Genomic DNA, 19,398 nt, shown 5'->3' with positions numbered 1-19,398 from the left:
TTAGCGAGCCTCCTCATGTGTCTGTTTCGGACCTAGGACTAACGGTGAAGCACGGCCTAGCGGTGAAGCACGGCCTGACGGTGGTGCTCGGGCCTAACGGTGAAACGGCCCTGACCAAAAGAACTCTTGGTCAGGGCCGGTTTCAACGAATCAGGCCTCGGTGGCCGGTGCCTCTGCGGCGGGGGCTGCCTCAGCCTCTGCAGCCGGAGCTGCCTCAGCCTCTGCAGCCGGAGCTGCCTGCGAGAGCAGTTCCTGCTCCCACTCGGCGAGGGGCTCGCCTGCGCCGGCTTCGGGCTTCGCGTCCTTGTCGGCGCTCAGTCCTGCACGTGCCTGCACACCTTCGGCAACCGCGGAAGCGACAACCTTGGTCAGCAGTGCTGCGGAACGGATGGCGTCGTCGTTGCCCGGGATCGGGTAGTCGACGAGGTCGGGGTCGCAGTTGGTGTCCAGGATCGCGATGACCGGGATGTTCAGCTTGCGAGCCTCGGCAACTGCCAGGTGCTCCTTGTTGGTGTCGACGATCCACACCGCGGAAGGAACCTTGGCCATGTCGCGGATACCACCGAGGGTGCGATCCAGCTTGGTCATCTCACGCGTGAGCATGAGGATTTCCTTCTTGGTGCGACCTTCGAATCCACCGGTCTGCTCCATTGCCTCGAGCTCCTTGAGGCGAAGCAGACGCTTGTGAACGGTGGTGAAGTTGGTGAGCATGCCGCCGAGCCAACGCTGGTTGACGTAGGGCATTCCGACGCGAGTCGCTTCGGAAGCGATGGACTCCTGCGCCTGCTTCTTGGTGCCGACGAAGAGGACGGTGCCGCCGTGGGCAACGGTCTCCTTGACGAACTCGTACGCCTTGTCGATGTACGTCAGCGTCTGCTGGAGGTCGATGATGTAGATGCCGTTGCGGTCGGTCAAGATGAATCGCTTCATCTTCGGGTTCCAGCGACGGGTCTGATGTCCGAAGTGGGTTCCACTATCGAGCATCTGCTTCATGGTTACGACAGCCATGGCTGTGTACCTCAAACTTTCAATCCGGTTGATGCAGGCGATCGGGTGATCCCTGCCCTGGCACCCGCACGGCCGTCGGACCTGTTTCGTGAGAACCAGGACCAGCCGAGGCCGGAAAACGTGCGCGGGCGCGCGAAGTCGGACTGTGCGAGCACAGACCGCTCGACAAGTGTACGTCCTCGTCCGCCGATGCCATAACCACCCCGGAAGCAACAGACCGAACCGGCGGTTGTGGATCGGCGATCATCTTGTGGATTACCCGTCTGATCTGCATTGAAGCGCGTGCGACTCCACGCAAGATCAAGGAATGACGATGTTTCGCGGAACTCGACGAGGAGTGGTCGTTGCCGTGATCTCCTGCTGTGTCGCCGTAGGCACGGCGTCGGCAGACACGCGTTTCGACTGGCCGCTCGCTCCCCGGCCGCACGTGGAACGCGCTTTCGACAAACCGGCCAAGAATTGGCTGCCGGGTCATCGCGGGGTCGATCTCGGCGGCAGTGCCGGCCAATCCGTCCTCGCGGCCGGCGACGGCATTGTGGTGTTCGCGGGAGTGGTCGCCGGAAAGCCGACGGTGTCGATAGATCATTCCGGCGGCCTACGCACGACCTACGAACCCGTCGTGGCAGTCGTTCGCGCAGGTGAACGCGTCGCCGCCAGGTCCGTGATCGGAACCCTCGAAACCGGGCACGAAGGGTGTGCTGTCGAAGCATGTCTGCACTGGGGCTTGCGCCGTGGACGCGAATATCTCGATCCACTCGGACTCGTTCGGACGCAACCGCTCAGGCTCAAGCCATTGAAAGGAGGCTGATCGGTCGCAGAAATCGGTCGCAGAATCAGTGCCACTCGGAAACGGCGTGCCGACCCACAGCGTCCGCGAAGTCGTCGGCCACCATCGCTGCCAGTTCCATGAACGCTCGTCTGGTGGCCGGTCGCATCAACTCGAGGTCCATCACCGACCCCTCCGCGAGATGCTCGTCGAAAGGAATGACCTCGACGGCGCGGCATCGACGCATGAAATAGTCCACCAAAGCGTCCATGTCGATCACGCTCGACCCTGGTCGGGCGGCGCTGATGACGACGACGGTCCGTTCGACCAGATGGCCGTATCCGTGCAACTGAAGCCAATCGAGCGTTGCCGCTGCGCTGCGCGCTCCGTCGATTGCCGGCGAACTGACGAGAACCAACGAATTGGCAAGATCGAGAACGCCGTTCATCGCCGAGTGCATGATCCCGGTACCGCAATCAGTGAGGATGATGTTGTAGTAGACCTGCAAGATGTCGATGACCTGGCGATAGTCCGCCTCGCTGAATGCCTCCGAAATCGCCGGATCCTGCTCACTCGCCAGGACCTCGAGACGACTCGACGACTGGGATGTGTGCACTCGAACGTCCGAATAGCTCTTTATGTCCGGTCTAGCAGCAATCAGATCGCGCACCGTCGAATTGGTCTGCAGCGGAACACGTTGCGCCAAAGTTCCGAAATCGGGATTGGCGTCAACCGCCACGACGCAGTCACCACGAAGCGAAGCAAATGTCGCACCGAGTCCGACCGTGACCGTCGTCTTGCCCACGCCCCCTTTGAGCGAGAGCAAAGCGACTCGGTAGTCGTTACGGATCGGCTGCTCGATTCGGGCGGCCAGTGCACGGTTGCGCTGTTCGTTGGTCGAATCCCCCAGATTGACCACACCTCCGGTCGCACGATGTAATCCTCTACGCCATCCGCCACGCGGCGTCCGTTTAGGGCGTTTCAGTAAAGCTTCGGCAACCAGATCCTGGTTTGTCACCTGCTGTTGGCTCGACGGTGGCGGTGGCGTGGTCCAGACCTCTTGCAGTCGTGCCACAGGCTCCGGCGTCGGCGCCGGCTCGGGAGCCGGTTGCGGCGCTTCGGACAGCCAGGCCGGTTGGCCGCTGTTCGGCAGGTGCTTCACATCTTGGCGGTTCACGAATCCCCCGGATTTCGCATGTCATCGAGTGTCTCGACACGACGATCGAACTTGCCGATTGTTCACTCTTCTGAGCTGCGACGCTACCAAATACCGGCCGAGAACTCGCGTCGCTTCACAATCTAGGCGCGTGGATGGGCCTGATCGTGGACGGATCGAAGGCGTTCGACCGACACGTGCGTGTACAGCTGAGTGGTCGCCAAACTCGCATGTCCGAGGAGTTCTTGGACCACACGAAGGTCTGCACCACCCTCCAGCAAATGTGTCGCAGCCGAGTGCCGAAGCCCGTGCGGACCCATGTCGGGAGCCCCTGGAATTGCAGCCATGGTTTCGTGGACCACCGAACGCGCCTGACGCTGATCGAGCCGGCCGCCTCGAACTCCGAGGAGCAATGCTCGCCCGGACCTATCCGAACTCAGCGCGGGTCGTCCGTGCTCCAGCCAGCCGTTCAGTGCCGATTCTGCGGGCAGGCCGTATGGCACTGATCGCTCCTTGTTCCCCTTGCCGAGGACACGAAGCAAACGTCGATCAGCATCGAAGGACTCGACGTCCAGTCCACACAACTCGCCGACGCGAATTCCGGTGGAGTACAACAATTCCACGATGAGTCGGTCTCGCAGGGCGAGCGGCTCTTGTTGCTGCGCACCGCTTTCCGCTGCATCCATTGCGTCGAGGGCCTGGCTCTGACGCAGCACCGTCGGCAGCGTGCGACGAGCAGGTGGAGCCGCCAGACGTGTGCCCGGGTCGACGGAAATACGTCCGGTCTGCGCGAGCCACGCAGTGAAACCACGCGCCGAAGAAGCCCGTCGAGCTACCGTCGTACGGGCTGTTCCTACGGCATTCTGGGCGGCCAACCACGAACGCATGACACTTAGGTCGAGGCGGTCGAGATCTGCATTCTCCGAACCCGCGGAGAAATGGGTCAGCAACGCCCGCGCGTCACCGACGTAGGCGCGGATCGTGTGTTCCGACCGGCCTCGGCTCAGTCGGAGGTGCTCGGCATACGCATCGAGGTGAACGCTCAAGCTCGCCGGCAATGCGTCAGTCATGAACACACGCTCGCTCGCCGCGATTGAAACCGCAAGCTGCCTCGCCGATAGGGTTGATCGGTGAATCGAGCAATTCCTCTGAAGATGTTGTGTGTACTGGCACTGATTTCCGCAATCGCTCCACTGTCCATCGACATGTACCTGCCCGGCCTACCTTTGATGGCGGATGCACTCGACACTACTGCGGCCAGCGTTCAGCTCACGCTGACCACCTTCATGGCAGGCCTCGGAATCGGCCAGCTGATCATCGGTCCGATCTCCGACGGACTTGGCAGGCGACGAATACTGCTGGCCGCGACAATCATCACGGCACTGAGCGGCGCGGCATGCGCTGTGGCGCCGAACATCGAGTTTCTCATCGGTGCACGACTCGTCCAGGGCTTGAGTGGAGGCGCTGCCATCGTTCTTGCCCGCGCTTGTATTGCCGACCGAGCGCGCGGCGACGACGCAGCGAAGCTCTTCAGCATCATGATGATCATCGGCGGTATCGCTCCCGTGGTCGCACCACTGATCGGCGGCGCACTTCTCGGCCCCGTCGGATGGCGCGGAATCTTCTGGGTCCTGGCTGTCGCGGGCGCCGTGATGGTGGCTGGTGTGGTTTTGCTCGTTCCCGAGACACTTCCACCCGAGCGACGCCATGGCGGTGGTTTGAAGGCCCTGATCTCGAATCTGCAGTACGTGGTCCGAAACCGGCACTACCTCGGATATGCGCTCGCATTCGTCTTCGGATTCGGCGCCTTGTTCGCGTACATCTCCGCGTCACCGTTCGTCGTTCAGAATGTTCTCGGGCTGAGTCCGTCACAATTCTCGATCGTGTTCGCAGTGAACGCCACCGGAATGGTCACGGCAGCGATGATCACCACTCGCCTGCTCGGTCGCGTCGGAGCTCGCACGCTGCTGCGTTTCGGGGTGTGCCTGCTCCTCATTGGCGGCGCCGTATTGTTCTGTACCAGCGCGGTTTTCAGTTCCACGAATACCTGGCTGATCTTGGTCCCGCTGTTCGTGGCGATTTCGAGCATCGGGTTCATCATGGGCAATGCAACCGCTCTCGCCCAAGGAGAGGTCACCAACGCGGCCGGAACTGGTTCAGCCCTGATGGGAGCGGGCCAGTTCGGCTTGGCAGCGCTGGTTTCGCCGTTGGTGGGAATTGCGGGAGAAGACACTGCCGTGCCGATGGCAATCGCAATTCCCACCTTCGGAGTTCTCGCGGCCGTTGCGCTCGTGTTGCTGACTCGCGGCAAGGCCACCGCGAGTTAGTTTTCGGCCGCGGCGAGTTCGGACTTCCAGACCCGGAAGCCTTCTTCGGTGCGACCACGACGCCAATAGCCGGAAATAGAAGCAGCCGCCGCCGGGACATTTCGTTCCTTGCGAATGTACGGCCGGAGGTTGTGCATGACGGCTTGTGCTTCACCGTGAATGAACACGTGCGGTTCGCCCGGTAACCATTCGAGTGCCTTGACCGCGGCGACAACCGGAGCGTTGTCGCCAGCTAATTCTTCGCCGACCGCATCGGACGATGCTCCGCGATGCAGCCAGGTCACGGCAATACCTTCTGGGGCATCGAGCGCAATTTCGTCTTCCGGCCCCCCGACTTCGACGACGGCGTAGCCGACCGCATCCGGCGCCAATCTCGCTATCGAAGCAGTAATAGCAGGTATTGCGGTCTCGTCTCCGACGAAGAGATACCAATCAGCGGATGGTGACGGCGAAAACGCGCCACCCGGTCCACGCAGGGTAATCTCAGCGCCCGGCTGAACGGACGCGGCCCACGGACCTGCAACTCCCATGTCGCCGTGGACGACAAAATCGATTGCAATCTCTTTGGCATCAAGATCGTACGAACGAATCGTGTAGGTGCGCAGTATCGGCTGATCAGGAGTGCCGAATTCGATCTTTACATAGGAATCGCTGTATTCGCTGGGAGTGAAGGACTCGAAGCCCGGTCCCCCGAGAAACACTCGCACCATATGGGGAGTCAATTGTTCGGTCCGCAGAACCGTCAATGCAGTTGTCGGCTTGGCCACAGAAAGATCCTTCCAAAAGTTAGCGTTACCTAACTAAGGTACACGACAATTGCAGCGCATGGACAAAATGCCTCCCCCGGTACATCCGCCCGCGCGCGACAGACCACGGTGCGCAACGAAATAAACCGACCACTCTGCCGGGTAAATTCGTCGGTGGCCGCCAAACTTCCGAATCAGGACTCGTGCATGATCAGGCAGCACATCGCTATCGGAGAAATTCAGCAAAGCAATAGTAAAATACGCCTCTGGCCCCCGGCGAGGTTCGCCAGGGGCCAGAGGAGGTATTAATTCAACCTAGTGTGCAGCGTCGAAAGCATCGATGATTTCCGCTTTGATACGCCCGCGCGGAGCAACTTCGTAACCGTTCTTACCCGCCCAATCACGAATGGCCTGGAGCGTCTCCTTGGAGCGGCCAGAACCCGACGTGGCCTGCGGAGATGCAGCCTGCGCCTTCTTGCCACGCTTCCCGCTCACCTTCGCCGCCGCCTCGACGAACGGCTTCACCGCAGCGTCGAACTTCTCTGCATTGGTGGCGCGCAGATCGATCACGTAATCCGTTCCCTGGTAAGAGAACTCAATTCGATCACCGAATCCATCGTCAATCGGCTTACCGTCAAGGTCGTCGATGAGTTGCCGAATCAGCTTCTCAGCCATTGCACTCCTCTTTCAATGATCGATTCAATTCTCCTTCACAATACACAGATAGAGCGTTGATGAACAAAAGAAGTCCGGAAACCTGTGCCATTTCCGAACAGACTCAATGGTCCGAATTAGCAGCGGGTTAACGACGAACCAATCAATACCCGCACTCAGGGGAACCAGACTAATCAGACTTCAAAGCACATTGACCTGAGACTTTCCTGAGGCCCGTTAAATTCACGGCCAAGTCTGCAAAGCTGGGTCGAGAATAACGCTGCACACAGGCCGATCGAGTTCACGAAAAGCAGTCCTGACGTGCAATTACCAGCATCGCGAGGGTATTCGAGTTTCGTTCTCGCCGGAACGGTTAGTGGGCATCGCCACCCGCCCACCGGACGAGCACAATCAAGTTCACGCGCTACCGCGTCCGAAACCATCCACTCGAATCCGAACTCGCAAACCCCTCGAGTTCGAGCAGAGGAAGAGTTGCACGAACCTGCGTTATGAGCAATCCCGATTCCTCGGACAGCTCACGCGTACTACGTGAACCTGTTCCCGGCAATGCTTCGTATACCAATCGAGAATTGCCCCGCAATGCGTCGATGTCACGTGTAGCGGCTGCATCCTCCGCGGAATCCCCGACACCAAATGGACCTGACGCTTCGACTACATCCACGGCATTGGAAACGAGTTGCGCTTCACCTTCGCGGATCATCCGGTGACATCCGGTCGACGATGCCGAAGTAACCGGCCCGGGCACCGCCATTACCGGGCGGCCCAATTTCCGGGCCCAATTGGCGGTATTGCGTGCACCACTGCGCCAACCCGCCTCGACCACCACTACTCCGTCCGACAACGCAGCTACCAGTCGATTCCTTGCCAGAAACCGGAACTTTGCAGGTGTTGTGCCCGGTGGATATTCACTTATCACTGCACCCGAACTCGCTATCTGTTTGAGTAGTCGCGCATGCCCTGACGGATACGCTCGATCGACCCCACAGGCCAAGACAGCCAGTGTGTTTCCACCTACGCCCAATGCAGCGCGGTGCGCGGCCCCGTCGATACCGAAGGCCGCCCCGGAAATCACGGTCCATCCGTCGACAGCGAGGTCACCGGCAATCTCTGCCGTCACGTGTTCGCCGTACGCAGTAGATGCTCGCGTGCCGACAATCCCAACCGATCTCTCGGTCAGATCAACCAAATCCCCGGACCCCAACACCCACAACACAAATGGCGCCGTCTCACCCCCGGAGGCATCGAGTCCGTCGAAGGAAAGCATTCGCCACGCCGGCCAATCGGCGCAGTTCGGTGTTACGAGCCTGCCACCCATCGCCTCCATCAGGTCGAGGTCTCGTTGGGCTGTGTCGATGTGAGCGCGGGCTCGCGTCTTCTCCTCGATCGCGGGGGGCAGATCGCCGTTGCGGACCGCCCTCGCAGTTTCTTCGACCCCGAGCTCGTCGATCAACATGGACATATACGCGCTTGGGCCCTGCACGACGCGGGACAGATATGCCCAAGCGAGTAGTCGCGGATCGTGCGCAGTCATTGGAATCCCCTGTCTCGGAAGTCGAGTGCGGTGACAACTTGGTCTGGTCCGGGCATCGCCTCACCTGCCAGATCGGCGACACTCCAGGCAACCCGCAACGCTCGGTCCGCCCCACGAGCAGTGATGACACCTTTGCGCAGCGCCCGTTCCACCGGCGCCAGCGCCGCACGCGAGAGTCTGAACTTCTGTCTCAACGCCGGCCCTGGTACTTCCGCGTTGGTCCGCCACCCGTACTCACTCCACCGCTGGGCTGCAGTGTCTCGAGCCGCCGCCACGCGCGCACGAACATCGCCGGTACTTTCCCCTACTTCGTCGATCAGCGCTCCGGTTGCAACGGCCTGCATCCGGACCCTGATGTCGACTCGGTCCAAGAGCGGGCCGGACAATTTCCCCAGGTAACGGCGACGCGCCGCGGGTGCACATACACAATCCGCGTCTCGCGGCGGCGCGCATGGGCAGGGATTGGCGGCCAGGATCAGCTGGAACCGCGCCGGGTACCGCGCAACTCCGTCCCGCCGGGCGATTCGTACTTCCCCGTCTTCGAGTGGCGTGCGTAGCGCTTCGAGCACCTTCACCCCGATCTCGGCACATTCGTCGAGAAACAGCACGCCGCGATGGGCGCGGCTGACCGCACCAGGACGAGCCATCCCACTACCACCACCCACCAGCGAACTGACCGACGAACTGTGATGCGGCGCAATGAAAGGCGGCATATCGATCAACGGCCGATCCTCCGGCAACACCCCCGCCACCGAATGAATCGCCGTCACCTCCAACGACTCCCCCTCCGTCAACGGCGGAAGAATCCCCGGAAGCCTCTGCGCCAACATCGTTTTCCCGATCCCCGGCGGACCCGTCAACATCAAATGATGCGCACCCGCCGCAGCAACCTCGATCGCCCACCGAGCATCCGTCTGCCCGACAACCTCACTCAGATCCCGCACCGTCACCGCATCAGCACGCTCGAAAACATCAGGAACAGCCAGCGCCAACTCACCACGCAACCACCCGATCACCGCAGACAGATCGTCAGCTCCCAGCACTTCGATCCCCTTCACCAGGCCGGCCTCAGCCAACGCCCGAGCTGGAACCACCACAGTCCCCCACCCCGCCCGCTTCGCCGCAAGCACCGCAGGCAACACACCACGCACCGTCCGCAGACGACCGTCGAGCGCCAACTCCCCCAAAAAGACAGTCTCCCGCAACAACTTCCGCGGCAATTTCTTCGCCGCATCGAGAACCGACAACGACAGAGCCAAATCGTAAACGCTGCCCACCTTCGGCAACGTCGCCGGCGACAACGCCAAAATCACCTTGCTGTCCGGCCACTCCTCACCAGAATTGGTCACCGCGGCTCGAATCCGATCACGCGACTCGTGCAACGCAGTATCAGGCAGCCCCACCAAATGCACCGCAGGCAACCCGCGCCCGATATCCGCCTCGATCTCCACGATCTGCCCGTCCACGCCACTGACCGCAACAGAATGCGCCCGACCCAACGCCATCAGAACGCATCCACAAAATGCTCGACCGAAGGCACGCCGTCGCGGCCGATCAACACGGCCACCACATCGAAACGCACCCTCGACCACGACCGACCCGAATCAGTGAGCCACTGCATCGCCAACACCCGAATCCGACGCTGCTTCGCGAACGTCACCGACTCCGCCGGACTCCCGTACCCGACACCCGACCGAGTCTTCACCTCCACGAACACAATCCGATCACCGGACGTCGCAACAACATCCAACTCGCCGTACCGACAACGCCAATTACGCTCGACAATCTCCAAACCCGCATCAACCAGGAACTCGACAGCCACGTCCTCGCCCCGAGCACCCAACGCCATATTCCTCGCCATCACAGCCCCCACCACTCACACCCCGCGCCCGCCCCATACGAAACGCGTCCCAACCACCACCCTCGACCCACCACCACAAAACCAAGCCATCCGAAAACAACCTGTTGACAACTCAGAACCTGTGGAATTCGGCAGCGCGACACACCAACGGCGACCCGAACCCTGACAATTTTCTGAAATCCCCACAATTTGGACGAAAGTCCAGTAGAACTAGTTACAGTTTTGCTCAAACCGTCACGCACCCCGCTGAATGGAGTTCTACATGGCCCGCCGCTCACTTCGCCACGCAGTAGCAACCACTACATCCCTCGTTCTCATCGCCGCCGGCGTCACTGTTGGACTTGGAGCCTCGGTGGCGCAAGCAGCACCGGCATGCGCGCTCAACCAGTCGGTCACCGACAGTTGGGCCGGTTCCCTCGGGACGCCGTACACCGTCAGCAAGGAGGTTGTCGGCGATGGCAAGGTCGCCGCGGGTCAGACGGTCACCTACATCACCAAGGTTTCCGGTTCCGGAGCCCTCGTCAATCAGATCCGCGATTTCCACCCGGCAGGATTCCAGCTGGTCAAGGCTCGCCTGAACGTCAAATGGCTTATCGGCGACCAGAAGTGGGACGACGTCACCAAGACCGTCGTTGTCGGCAACAACTCCGTGGTGGCAAAGGGCGGCGGATGGACCACTGCGGGCGGCGGCGTCATCGCTTTGGAAACCACCTACAAAGTTCCCGATAACGCAGTTGTAGGCACGCAGCTCGACAGCGGCGCCGGCACCAACATTGTGCTGGCGGCGGGCGACTGGAACATCAATCCGATGGGCGTCTGCGTCACCATCCGGCAGCCGAACCCCGTCGAGGCGGGCGCCGGAAGCCTCGAGGACATGGGCTTCGGCTCACTCAACTCCGGATCAGGCCAGGTATTCGGCTCCCTGACCGACCCGCAGGGGTCGATGACCAATGTCATCAGCGGTGTCTTGGGCAATGTGCTCGGCAACATGAGCTGACTCAGTTCAGATTAGTAAATCGGCCGAGCTACCAGCAGATGCTGGTAGCTCGGCCCATTTCGATGTTCTGGAAGTATCTTCCGCCCTTGAAATCAACAATCACTTCCGGCGTTCCGACACTGAATGTAGAGGCTTACGACATCGAACTGCGGTCTGGATCGCCCGACGAGACAAGGCCGCGACTCCACAGATTGGTACTAATCTCCATAAAAATCGAACTACCCACTGGTTAAATCCCCGACGAACGAACACTAGTCCTATTCTAGGCGAACCGTCCAGGCGGTCACCGTCGTAGATCCACTGCTCCGCTCGCCAGATCTATTCACAATTCGTTCGAGGTAGACAGACAGCCTATTGGCGAGCATGTGCGACCTTGAAACGACAGTCAACTGGCGCGAATTTTCCCGTACCGACAACTTAAGAACTCCACGAAACATTCACTTGTATAGTTTGTCCGACAGATTACAGTTGCAATTCAACTCACCCATAACCGGAGCAGCTTCCACAGGAGAAAGTTGGTGCTCGAATGACGCAGCCACCCAACTCGCCATTTGGTCAACCTAACCAAGAGCCCCCGCCACCCGAATACTGGCTCGCTCAGCACCAAGCACCGGCGCCAGAATCGGATCAACCTTACGAACCCCATCCCGGACCCGAGACAGAGTGGCGATTCGCAGGTGTACCGCCAGTTGGATTCGTACAGGCCGACTCTCCCCTCCCTTCCAACTACATGCCAAATATCGTGGCAGCTCTACTTGCATGTTTCGGGATAATTGTCGGAAGCCTCGGTCCATGGGTGACATTTCTCAATTTCTCAAAGTCCGGTGTCGACGGCGACGGCGTCCTAACACTCGTTCTCGGCGCGGCGGCAGCAATCGCGCTGTTCACCATTCTGTCTAGAGGAGGAAAGGCCAAGTTTGGCGACCGGTGGGTCGCGCCAGCGGCAGGTGCAGTCACGGTCGTGATCGGAATAATCGACGCCATGAACGTGTCAGACGCAGAAGCAACCATTCTTCGCACCACCGTTTCTCCATCGATCGGGTGGGGTCTTTGGGTTCTCCTCCTGTCCGGCGCAGCATTGTGTGTTACCTCTTCTACTGTTGCGCAGATCGTCGGGAAGCGCTCGCGATGAGTACATGTCTGAATATCGTCTAATCGCCATCGAAAGGCTGCTCATAGGCGATTGATCGAGCGTCTACGAGCAGCCTTTGAATAAAATCCAATGCACACGGCGACTCGCAGCCACCACAAAGCCAGTCTGAGTAATGGGAGGTGTCACCCTCCGCCTTTCGTCGAGAGCAAAATCTATCTACTGTCGCCTCCGAGCGGGCGGCGTCGGTTGTAAATTCGGCAAATCACCGCATCAGCTTTCCGCCGTACCGGGCCGGCGTCGTACCGAAGGTTTCCCGAAATGCGGCGATGAACCCACTGCTGGTGCGGTAACCAACCTGCGGGGCAACGTCATTGACACCCTCACCCCGCGCGAGCATCTCGAGTGATGCGTACATGCGTGCTCGAGTTCTCCACTGCCCGAAGGTAATCCCGGTATCGGCGACAAAGGCTCGCATCAAGGTCTTGGAACTGACCCCGAGTTCGCCCGCCCACTCCCCCAGCGTCCGTGAGTCTGCCGGATCGGCAAGGATGCAGGCAGAAACCGAACTCGCCGCAGCATTGCGAGGAACCGCGAGGACGTCGTGCCGTTCGGGCGCGGCAGCAAGAATGTCGTAGAGCAACTCCTGACTCATCAACCGCCGAGCATCGTCGATGGTCCGGTCGGCGAGATGGCGCAGCAATTGAGCGGACAGAGCATCGACTTCGAGAACAAGTGGCTGAGTCCACCGCGGCCCGGCAGGGCGTAGATCCGGACGCGCATAGGCCGCAATCATGCACCCCTCCGTCAGAAGTGTCATGTCGTGGAGAACGGTGCCCGGCAACCAGACCAAGTGCTCGCTGTGCAGGTGCCACACATTGCCTCCGGCAGCGATCTGCATCGTCCCTTCACTCATCCAGGCGATCTGATGCTCGGGGTGTCGATGAGCTCCATACGCAGTCACTCCGTCGACGACGTTGGTGTAGACCTGAAAATCTTTGAATGTCCGTCCGCGACTATCGGGCAGCGCTAGCAAGGACTTTGGGCGAGTCGAGTACTCGATAGTGGACATTTTGCGTCTCTCTGGGCGTATCCGAGTCCATCCTGAAGGATGGACCGACGATCCCGCAAAGGTTAGCCTCACTTTATTGCTGACGCGACCAGTTCAGCACTTCACGCGGAACTCAGATCACTTCGCCCACCACTTCGAAGGAGCATGCACGTGCCCTCACGTAGCACCCGAATCCTCGCCGCCTTATTCACGACGGCCGCGATCATCGGGTTCTCGACCGCCTGTGGAACCTCGCAAGGCGTCGACACCGCATCAGCGACCCAGAGCAACGACGCATTCCCCGTGACGATCGAGCACGCACAGGGTTCGACGACCATCGATGCCGAACCGCGGCGGGTAGTGACACTCGGATACACCGATCACGAACCACTGCTCGCCTTGGGAGTCGAACCCGTCGGCATGGCCGAATGGTGGGGGTCCGGCATGGATGAAAGCTGGCCGTGGACGAAGGACTACTGGAAGGGGAAAACTCCGACCTACATCAACAGCGGCGGAGACTTCAACTTCGAGCAAATCGCCTCCCTCGCACCAGATCTGATCCTAGCGCTGTACGCCGACATCGACACGGAGACCTACAAGAAGCTGACCTCGATTGCGCCGACTGTCGCGCAGAGCAAGGACTACGACGCATACACAACGCCGTGGACCGACATGACACTCACCGCCGGGCGCGCCCTCGGCAAAGAACCACAAGCTCAGCAACTGATCGCGGATACCGAAAACGCGTTTGCCACCGCTCGCGCTGCACACCCGGAGTTTTCCGGGCAAACCGCAACGATCGTCAACCTCGACACTCCCGAGGGATACGTGTTCTCGTCGCACGACCCACGCGGCATCTTCCTCTCGTCACTCGGATTCACCCTCCCCCCGACGGTCGACGCATTCGTCGGCGACCAGTTCGGCGACTGGCTGCCGAACGAGCGATACGACATCCTCGAACCCGTTGATCGTTTGATCGTGATGGCCGATCCGGAGGGAGAGAAGGCCCTCCCCGGCAACACTCTCTACCAGCGGCTACCCGCTGTGAAAAACGGAAATGCGATAGTCGTGCGATACACCGCAGATCCACCCGTCGGCGCGGCGATGTCCGGCAATACCGTCCTGAGCATTCCGTACGCCATCGACCAACTGACCGCCACATTGTCGAAGTAACCAACAATTCCAGGTATCGAAAATATGTTCGAATGATGCTAGCCTCAAACCCAGGAAGCACTCACGGACATCGAGGATCACCATGGACGAGGTACCGGAGACAGCGCTAGATCTTGCACGACTCGATCTGGCTCGGCTGGTCGACGAGTTGACGGTTCTCGACCAGCGACGCGTCGACATCGGCGAGAGCTTGGTTCAACTCGAGTACCTCTACGCCAGGATGGGCGCACGGCAACAAGCAGATGCTGCTCGAAAAGCCTTCCAGGAGAAGTACGTCGGACGAATCTACGAACTCGCAGACGGTCTGCGCACCTGAAAAGAGGTTGCACACAACCACTGACGGAGCGCATGGTCATTCCTGCACGACACACCGGACCGATCGGTTCGGCTGTGAACTATGTGGGAGAAATCTGATGGAGAAGATCACCAAGAGGCTATGGAACTGGGCATCGATACTCGACGAGAACACTCGCGAGCAAGCGCTGCGTACGTCCCAGATGCCTTTTGTCCGTCCACATCTGGCACTTATGCCGGATGCGCACCTCGGTGCGGGAGCGACGGTGGGTTCGGTCATTCCGACGGAAGGCGCAATCATGCCCGCCGCCGTCGGAGTCGATATCGGCTGCGGAATGATCGCGGTCAAAACCCAGTTCAGTGCACGCGATCTTCAAGGCCGCGACCTGAGCGTTCTTCGCCACAGCATCGAACGCTCCGTTCCGCTCTCGGCGGGTGTCTACAACAAGACGCTGAGCGACACGGCGCAAATCCGCATCGCAGAACTCGAGGCAATGGCGGGCGATCGCCTGGCCTTCTACGACAAGTTCAAGAACAACTGGAGGTTTCAGCTCGGAACGCTGGGTTCTGGCAACCACTTCATCGAGGTGACGCTCGACGAGAGCGACGGCGTCTGGCTGTTCCTGCACTCGGGCAGTCGCGGTATCGGAAACAAGCTCGCACAGCATCACATCAAGATCGCCAAGGACTTGTGCGAGCGGTGGTACATCAACCTTCCCGATCCGGATCTGGCCTACCTGGTCGAGAAGACGCCCGAATTCGACTCGTACATCACCGATCTCAACTGGGCTCAGCACTTCGCTCTGCTCAACCGCGAAGAGATGATGGACCGCGTGGTGAAGGACTTCGCGCACTTCATGGGTGACGGCAAGCCCGCGATCATCGACGAAGTCGAGCGGATCAACTGCCACCACAACTTCACCCAGAAGGAGTTCCATATGGGCCGGGGTGTGTGGCTGAGCCGTAAGGGTGCGATCAAGGCAGACGAGGGCACGCCCGGGCTCATCCCCGGTTCGATGGGGACGGCGAGTTACGTCGTCGTCGGGAAGGGAAACGTGCCGTCGTTCAAGTCCAGCCCCCACGGCGCGGGTCGGGTGTACGGACGTAACCAGGCACGCAAGACCTTCACCATCGAAGATCTCGACAAGGCGATGGTCGGCATCGAATACAAGCGTTCCGCGGCGTTCCTCGACGAGATCCCGGGCGCGTACAAGGACATCGACGTCGTGATGGACGACGCGAAGGACTTGGTCGAGATTCGACACACGCTGCGTCAGATCGTGAATGTCAAGGGCAACTGACCCCGCGCAACTCCGCGAAATGCGAAGTGCCCCGCCGATATCGGCGGGGCACTTCGTTGTCAAGATCAGTCAGGAAGGCGCAGATCCGGCTTGTCCAGCTCTTCGATGTTGACGTCCTTGAACGTCACGACGCGTACGTACTTCACGAATCGCGCCGGGCGGTACATGTCCCACACCCAGGCGTCGGACATCCGCAACTCGAAGTAGATCTCCCCGTCTGAATTGTGGGGCAGCAACTCGACCGTGTTGGCCAGGTAGAAACGTCGTTCGGTCTCCACGACGTAGGAGAACTGTCCGACGATGTCCCGGTATTCACGGTAGAGCGACAGCTCCATCTCGGTTTCGTACTTCTCGAGATCCTCGGCACTCATCGGTTTAGCCAGTCCTCCCAGTTCGTCTGAACGTCCATCATCCCGTACGGCCCGCGCGTTGTTCCAACCGGACTCCCGCAGCCACCACGTTTGCGTACGTCATGCGATGCTCGGGGCACGGCCCCAGCTCGTCGAGAGCGTCCATGTGCAGTGGCGTGCTGTATCCCTTGTGAATCGCGAAGCCGTATCCGGGATGAGTGTTGTCCATCTCGGTCATCACACGATCTCGGGTCACCTTCGCGAGAACGCTCGCCGCGGCGATGCATGCAGCGGCGCCGTCACCGCCGATAACTGGTAGCGACGGAGCCGTCAGACCCGGAACCCGGAACCCGTCGGTGAGGACATAGCCCGGTTCGAGGTCGAGGCCCGCAACTGCTCGTCGCATCCCCTCGATGTTGGCAACGTGGATACCGATCTGATCGACTTCCGCAGCGGGTACCGAAATAACACTCCACGCCAACGCCAAACGCTTGATGGCCGGGAAAAGCTCCTCGCGCGCGCGTTCGGTCAACTTCTTCGAATCGTCGAGCCGCGCCAGTGGCGCTTGCGGTTTCGGCGCCAGGACACACGCGGCAATGACGAGTGGACCAGCGCACGCTCCGCGCCCGGCTTCGTCGACGCCGGCGACCGGACCGAGTCCGGTTCGCGCCAACGCAGACTCCATCGTCCGCAGACCTGCCGATCTGCGAATGACAACGCGAGGGGGCCAACTACTCACTGTCTCTGCCTACTCGAAACTACGCGAATCCATGTGTGCGGTACGACAACTCAATTGCCCTGAATATCAGGCGCATCGATGCCGCCCATTCGCGACGGGGGAAGAACGATGAATCGAGCTTGACCGATGATGTTGTCGATCGGGACGGTTCCCTGGAACTCGTCGTCGACGTGGTAGCGCGAGTCGGCGGAATTGCTGCGGTTGTCACCCATGACCCACACGTGGCCCTCGGGAACGGTGATCGGTCCGAAGCAGCGGCCCGACTTCAATTCGGTGTCACACGTTTGCGTTCCCGGAGTGAACGGGAAATCCATCTTGATGTACGGCTCGTCGAGTGGTTTGCCGTCGACCAGGACTCGGCCCTGATCGTCGCAGCATTCGACGGTTTGGCCGCCGGTGGCGATCACTCGCTTGACCAAGTCGTTCTCGTCCGGCGGAACGAGGCCGACCCACGAACCGACCTCTTGAATGCCGCGGACGACAACATTGTCGGACCGATTGGACACATATTTCGTGTTCCACGAATCGGGCCCCTTGAAGACTACGACGTCGCCGGGTTCCGGATCGCCGAAGCGGTATCCGATCTTCTCCACCACGATGCGGTCACCGGTACATCCTGCACAGCCGTGCAGTGTCGGTTCCATCGACTCGGATGGGATGAGAAAAACTCTGAAGACAAATGCCTGAAGGACGATGCTGAGTACCAGCGCTACGCCGATCAGAACAGGGAGTTCTCGCAGGAACGATCGCTGTTTCTTCTGCGGCCGATGTGAGGTCGGTTCCGCGGAACCGCTTGATCCCTCGTGATTCTCGGGTCCGGACGACAATGCCTGCTCCTTCGAAGAATCTGCCACAGAAACCAGATTAGCCCGACACCGCGCGTACGCGGTGCCGGGCTCATCGGAAAGATCAGCGCTTTTCCTTGATCTTCGCCTTCTTGCCACGAAGCTCACGGAGGTAGTACAGCTTGGCGCGACGGACGTCACCGCGGGTCAGAACCTCGATGGAGGCCAGCGTGGGGCTGTGAACCGGGAAGGTGCGCTCGACGCCGACGCCGAAGGAGACCTTACGGACGGTGAAGGTCTCGCGAACGCCGCCGCCCTGGCGACGAATAACGACGCCCTTGAAGACCTGCACGCGCTCCTTGGAGCCTTCGATAACCTTGACGTTCACGTTGAGCGTGTCGCCGGGACGGAACTCGGGGATGTCGTCGCGGAGCGACTTTTTGTCCAGGAAGTCCAGGGTGTTCATATGTCATCCTTGTATTTCGCAGGAGCAGAGGAACCGAGCGGCACGCGTTTCGGTCTCCCGAAACGGCGCTCGTCTGGTTCGTGCCCAGATCAAGTGCTGCTGCCTGGTCCAGGCAACCCGTCCATTGTGCCAGACGCGGATACCAGCGGGGAAATCGGTGGCGGCGGAGCCGCGTGAATGGTGTGGTCCAATTCCTGCTCGGCCGCCGTCATCGCATGCTCGACGCTCGGCGATCCGGCAATCAGATCCTGGACGTAGATCTTGGCCCTGATGACCGGTCGCCGCCACTTCCGCTCACGCTCGAGCGCGCGGTTCATCCGTTTCGGCTTACGCGTGTACCGCCAGCGAGCCCACGGCGCACCCGGCCGGCTCAGGCGAACCGCACCGATTACCAGCAACGGGAAAACGAACAGGCCGACGAGCCCCGTCCAGATCTTCCCCTTGAGAATCACGATGGCTGCCAAGGCGAAGTTGATCAACGCGACAAAAACGAAGACCAACTTGATCCACGGATCCCGTTCTTCACGGAACCCGGCGACGTCGAGAAGTTCGAGCGGGCGGAAACCCAACAGCACCAGACCGGTCACGGCGATTGCGACGAAAACCGCATCCACCGAGGTCCGACCTTGCTCGGACCAGTACACATCCTTCAGATAGAAGATCAGTGCGAACTCGTCGAGCACCAACGCCGCACCCATACCGAAGATCGCCGCCAGGACGGCACCGGTGGTCTGCGAACCATCGACGTAGACCGCGATCAGTGCACCACCGGAGATCATCATGGCGATCACACCGAACACGACGTGATGCACGTGCTGACCTCCGGGCGCGATGTTGCCCGGCCACCATTTCACCTGCGCACGGATCATCCGGACGCTGAGACGGATGAAGAGGAAGGCAGAGAGGAATCCGAGCAGGAAGAACAGCAATGGCAATCGGCCATGGGCGATGATCTCGCGCTCGAGCCACTCCCGCATCACTGTCCTCCCTTCACCGAATTTCAGATCCGATCATTCTTCCGATTGATACCGCCAACCGACTCGAATGAGACGATACGGACTCCGAAAACCCGGCGGACGGAA

Annotated in this window: 21 protein-coding genes; 7 read left to right on the top strand and 14 right to left on the bottom strand. The window is 60.4% G+C overall.

Annotated features, from left to right (window positions below):
* Positions 1-150: 150 nt before the first annotated feature.
* Positions 151-1,008, bottom strand: coding sequence for a 30S ribosomal protein S2 (gene rpsB / locus ABX74_RS10910; protein WP_003942709.1), 858 nt, complete (start codon positions 1,006-1,008; stop codon positions 151-153).
* A 307-nt stretch (positions 1,009-1,315) separates the two neighbouring features.
* Between rpsB and ABX74_RS10905 the strand changes: the two genes are divergently transcribed.
* Positions 1,316-1,816, top strand: coding sequence for a M23 family metallopeptidase (locus ABX74_RS10905; protein ID WP_053062014.1), 501 nt, complete (start codon positions 1,316-1,318; stop codon positions 1,814-1,816).
* A 25-nt stretch (positions 1,817-1,841) separates the two neighbouring features.
* Here the strand turns inward: ABX74_RS10905 and ABX74_RS10900 are convergent, their stop codons facing one another.
* Positions 1,842-2,951 carry a MinD/ParA family protein gene (locus tag ABX74_RS10900; protein ID WP_019747985.1) on the bottom strand — a complete coding sequence of 370 codons (1,110 nt, stop codon included), beginning with the start codon at positions 2,949-2,951 and terminating at the stop codon, positions 1,842-1,844.
* 122 nt (positions 2,952-3,073) lie between these two features.
* A complete protein-coding gene (locus tag ABX74_RS10895; protein ID WP_047888856.1) occupies positions 3,074-4,000 on the bottom strand; it encodes a tyrosine recombinase XerC in 927 nt (308 codons plus the stop codon).
* Positions 4,001-4,084: 84 nt separating this feature from the next.
* Between ABX74_RS10895 and ABX74_RS10890 the strand changes: the two genes are divergently transcribed.
* Entirely contained in the window at positions 4,085-5,257 is a 1,173-nt protein-coding gene (locus ABX74_RS10890) for a multidrug effflux MFS transporter (RefSeq protein ID WP_047888855.1), read from the top strand.
* On the opposite strand, the gene ABX74_RS10885 is transcribed toward ABX74_RS10890, so the two are convergent.
* The 5 genes from ABX74_RS10885 to ABX74_RS10865 all read right to left on the bottom strand — a co-directional run bounded on the left by ABX74_RS10885 (position 5,254) and on the right by ABX74_RS10865 (position 10,070).
* Positions 5,254-6,024 (bottom strand): siderophore-interacting protein, encoded by a 771-nt coding sequence (locus ABX74_RS10885; protein WP_019747982.1) that lies wholly within the window; start codon positions 6,022-6,024, stop codon positions 5,254-5,256. The genes ABX74_RS10890 and ABX74_RS10885 overlap by 4 nt on opposite strands.
* 294 nt (positions 6,025-6,318) lie before the next feature.
* Positions 6,319-6,678, bottom strand: a complete 360-nt coding sequence (locus ABX74_RS10880) for a histone-like nucleoid-structuring protein Lsr2 (RefSeq protein WP_003942721.1) — start codon at positions 6,676-6,678, stop codon at positions 6,319-6,321.
* A gap of 403 nt (positions 6,679-7,081) precedes the next feature.
* The gene (gene dprA / locus ABX74_RS10875; protein ID WP_020907367.1) at positions 7,082-8,209 is read right to left on the bottom strand and encodes a DNA-processing protein DprA; all 1,128 of its coding nucleotides are present in this window, start codon (positions 8,207-8,209) and stop codon (positions 7,082-7,084) included.
* Positions 8,206-9,714: a YifB family Mg chelatase-like AAA ATPase gene (locus ABX74_RS10870; protein ID WP_047888825.1), complete on the bottom strand. Its 1,509-nt coding sequence runs from the start codon at positions 9,712-9,714 to the stop codon at positions 8,206-8,208. Before ABX74_RS10870 ends, dprA begins: the two co-directional genes overlap by 4 nt.
* The gene (locus ABX74_RS10865; protein WP_041815868.1) at positions 9,714-10,070 is read right to left on the bottom strand and encodes a YraN family protein; all 357 of its coding nucleotides are present in this window, start codon (positions 10,068-10,070) and stop codon (positions 9,714-9,716) included. Before ABX74_RS10865 ends, ABX74_RS10870 begins: the two co-directional genes overlap by 1 nt.
* A 262-nt stretch (positions 10,071-10,332) precedes the next feature.
* On the opposite strand from ABX74_RS10865, the gene ABX74_RS10860 reads away from it, so the two are divergent.
* Positions 10,333-11,067: a hypothetical protein gene (locus ABX74_RS10860; RefSeq protein WP_003942731.1), complete on the top strand. Its 735-nt coding sequence runs from the start codon at positions 10,333-10,335 to the stop codon at positions 11,065-11,067.
* A 742-nt stretch (positions 11,068-11,809) separates the two neighbouring features.
* Positions 11,810-12,199: a hypothetical protein gene (locus ABX74_RS10855; protein WP_144419573.1), complete on the top strand. Its 390-nt coding sequence runs from the start codon at positions 11,810-11,812 to the stop codon at positions 12,197-12,199.
* Between the two features lie 223 nt (positions 12,200-12,422).
* On the opposite strand, the gene ABX74_RS10850 is transcribed toward ABX74_RS10855, so the two are convergent.
* Entirely contained in the window at positions 12,423-13,229 is an 807-nt protein-coding gene (locus tag ABX74_RS10850) for a helix-turn-helix transcriptional regulator (protein WP_020969340.1), read from the bottom strand.
* A 144-nt stretch (positions 13,230-13,373) separates the two neighbouring features.
* Here ABX74_RS10850 and ABX74_RS10845 point away from each other — a divergent pair, with 144 nt between their 5' ends.
* The 3 genes from ABX74_RS10845 (at position 13,374) to ABX74_RS10835 (ending at position 15,976) form a co-directional block, all read left to right on the top strand.
* Positions 13,374-14,381, top strand: coding sequence for an iron-siderophore ABC transporter substrate-binding protein (locus ABX74_RS10845; RefSeq protein ID WP_223257882.1), 1,008 nt, complete (start codon positions 13,374-13,376; stop codon positions 14,379-14,381).
* Between the two features lie 82 nt (positions 14,382-14,463).
* Positions 14,464-14,697 (top strand): hypothetical protein, encoded by a 234-nt coding sequence (locus ABX74_RS10840; RefSeq protein WP_019747974.1) that lies wholly within the window; start codon positions 14,464-14,466, stop codon positions 14,695-14,697.
* Between the two features lie 97 nt (positions 14,698-14,794).
* Positions 14,795-15,976: an RtcB family protein gene (locus tag ABX74_RS10835; RefSeq protein WP_020969338.1), complete on the top strand. Its 1,182-nt coding sequence runs from the start codon at positions 14,795-14,797 to the stop codon at positions 15,974-15,976.
* A gap of 65 nt (positions 15,977-16,041) precedes the next feature.
* Here ABX74_RS10835 and ABX74_RS10830 read toward each other — a convergent pair whose 3' ends face one another.
* The 5 genes from ABX74_RS10830 to ABX74_RS10810 all read right to left on the bottom strand — a co-directional run bounded on the left by ABX74_RS10830 (position 16,042) and on the right by ABX74_RS10810 (position 19,293).
* Positions 16,042-16,347 (bottom strand): DUF2469 domain-containing protein, encoded by a 306-nt coding sequence (locus ABX74_RS10830; RefSeq protein ID WP_003942715.1) that lies wholly within the window; start codon positions 16,345-16,347, stop codon positions 16,042-16,044.
* 37 nt (positions 16,348-16,384) lie between these two features.
* The gene (locus ABX74_RS10825; RefSeq protein WP_081328961.1) at positions 16,385-17,065 is read right to left on the bottom strand and encodes a ribonuclease HII; all 681 of its coding nucleotides are present in this window, start codon (positions 17,063-17,065) and stop codon (positions 16,385-16,387) included.
* Positions 17,066-17,115: 50 nt separating this feature from the next.
* Positions 17,116-17,919, bottom strand: a complete 804-nt coding sequence (gene lepB, locus ABX74_RS10820) for a signal peptidase I (protein ID WP_003942787.1) — start codon at positions 17,917-17,919, stop codon at positions 17,116-17,118.
* 55 nt (positions 17,920-17,974) lie between these two features.
* Entirely contained in the window at positions 17,975-18,316 is a 342-nt protein-coding gene (rplS, locus tag ABX74_RS10815; RefSeq protein ID WP_003942791.1) for a 50S ribosomal protein L19, read from the bottom strand.
* A gap of 89 nt (positions 18,317-18,405) precedes the next feature.
* Positions 18,406-19,293, bottom strand: a complete 888-nt coding sequence (locus ABX74_RS10810) for a hypothetical protein (RefSeq protein ID WP_003942742.1) — start codon at positions 19,291-19,293, stop codon at positions 18,406-18,408.
* Between the last annotated feature and the right edge of the window lie 105 nt (positions 19,294-19,398).

The organism is Rhodococcus sp. ARP2, assembly GCF_001029585.1.
Taxonomy (GTDB): Bacteria; Actinomycetota; Actinomycetes; order Mycobacteriales; family Mycobacteriaceae; genus Rhodococcus_F; species Rhodococcus_F erythropolis.
This window is presented reverse-complemented; position numbering and strand designations above follow the sequence as displayed.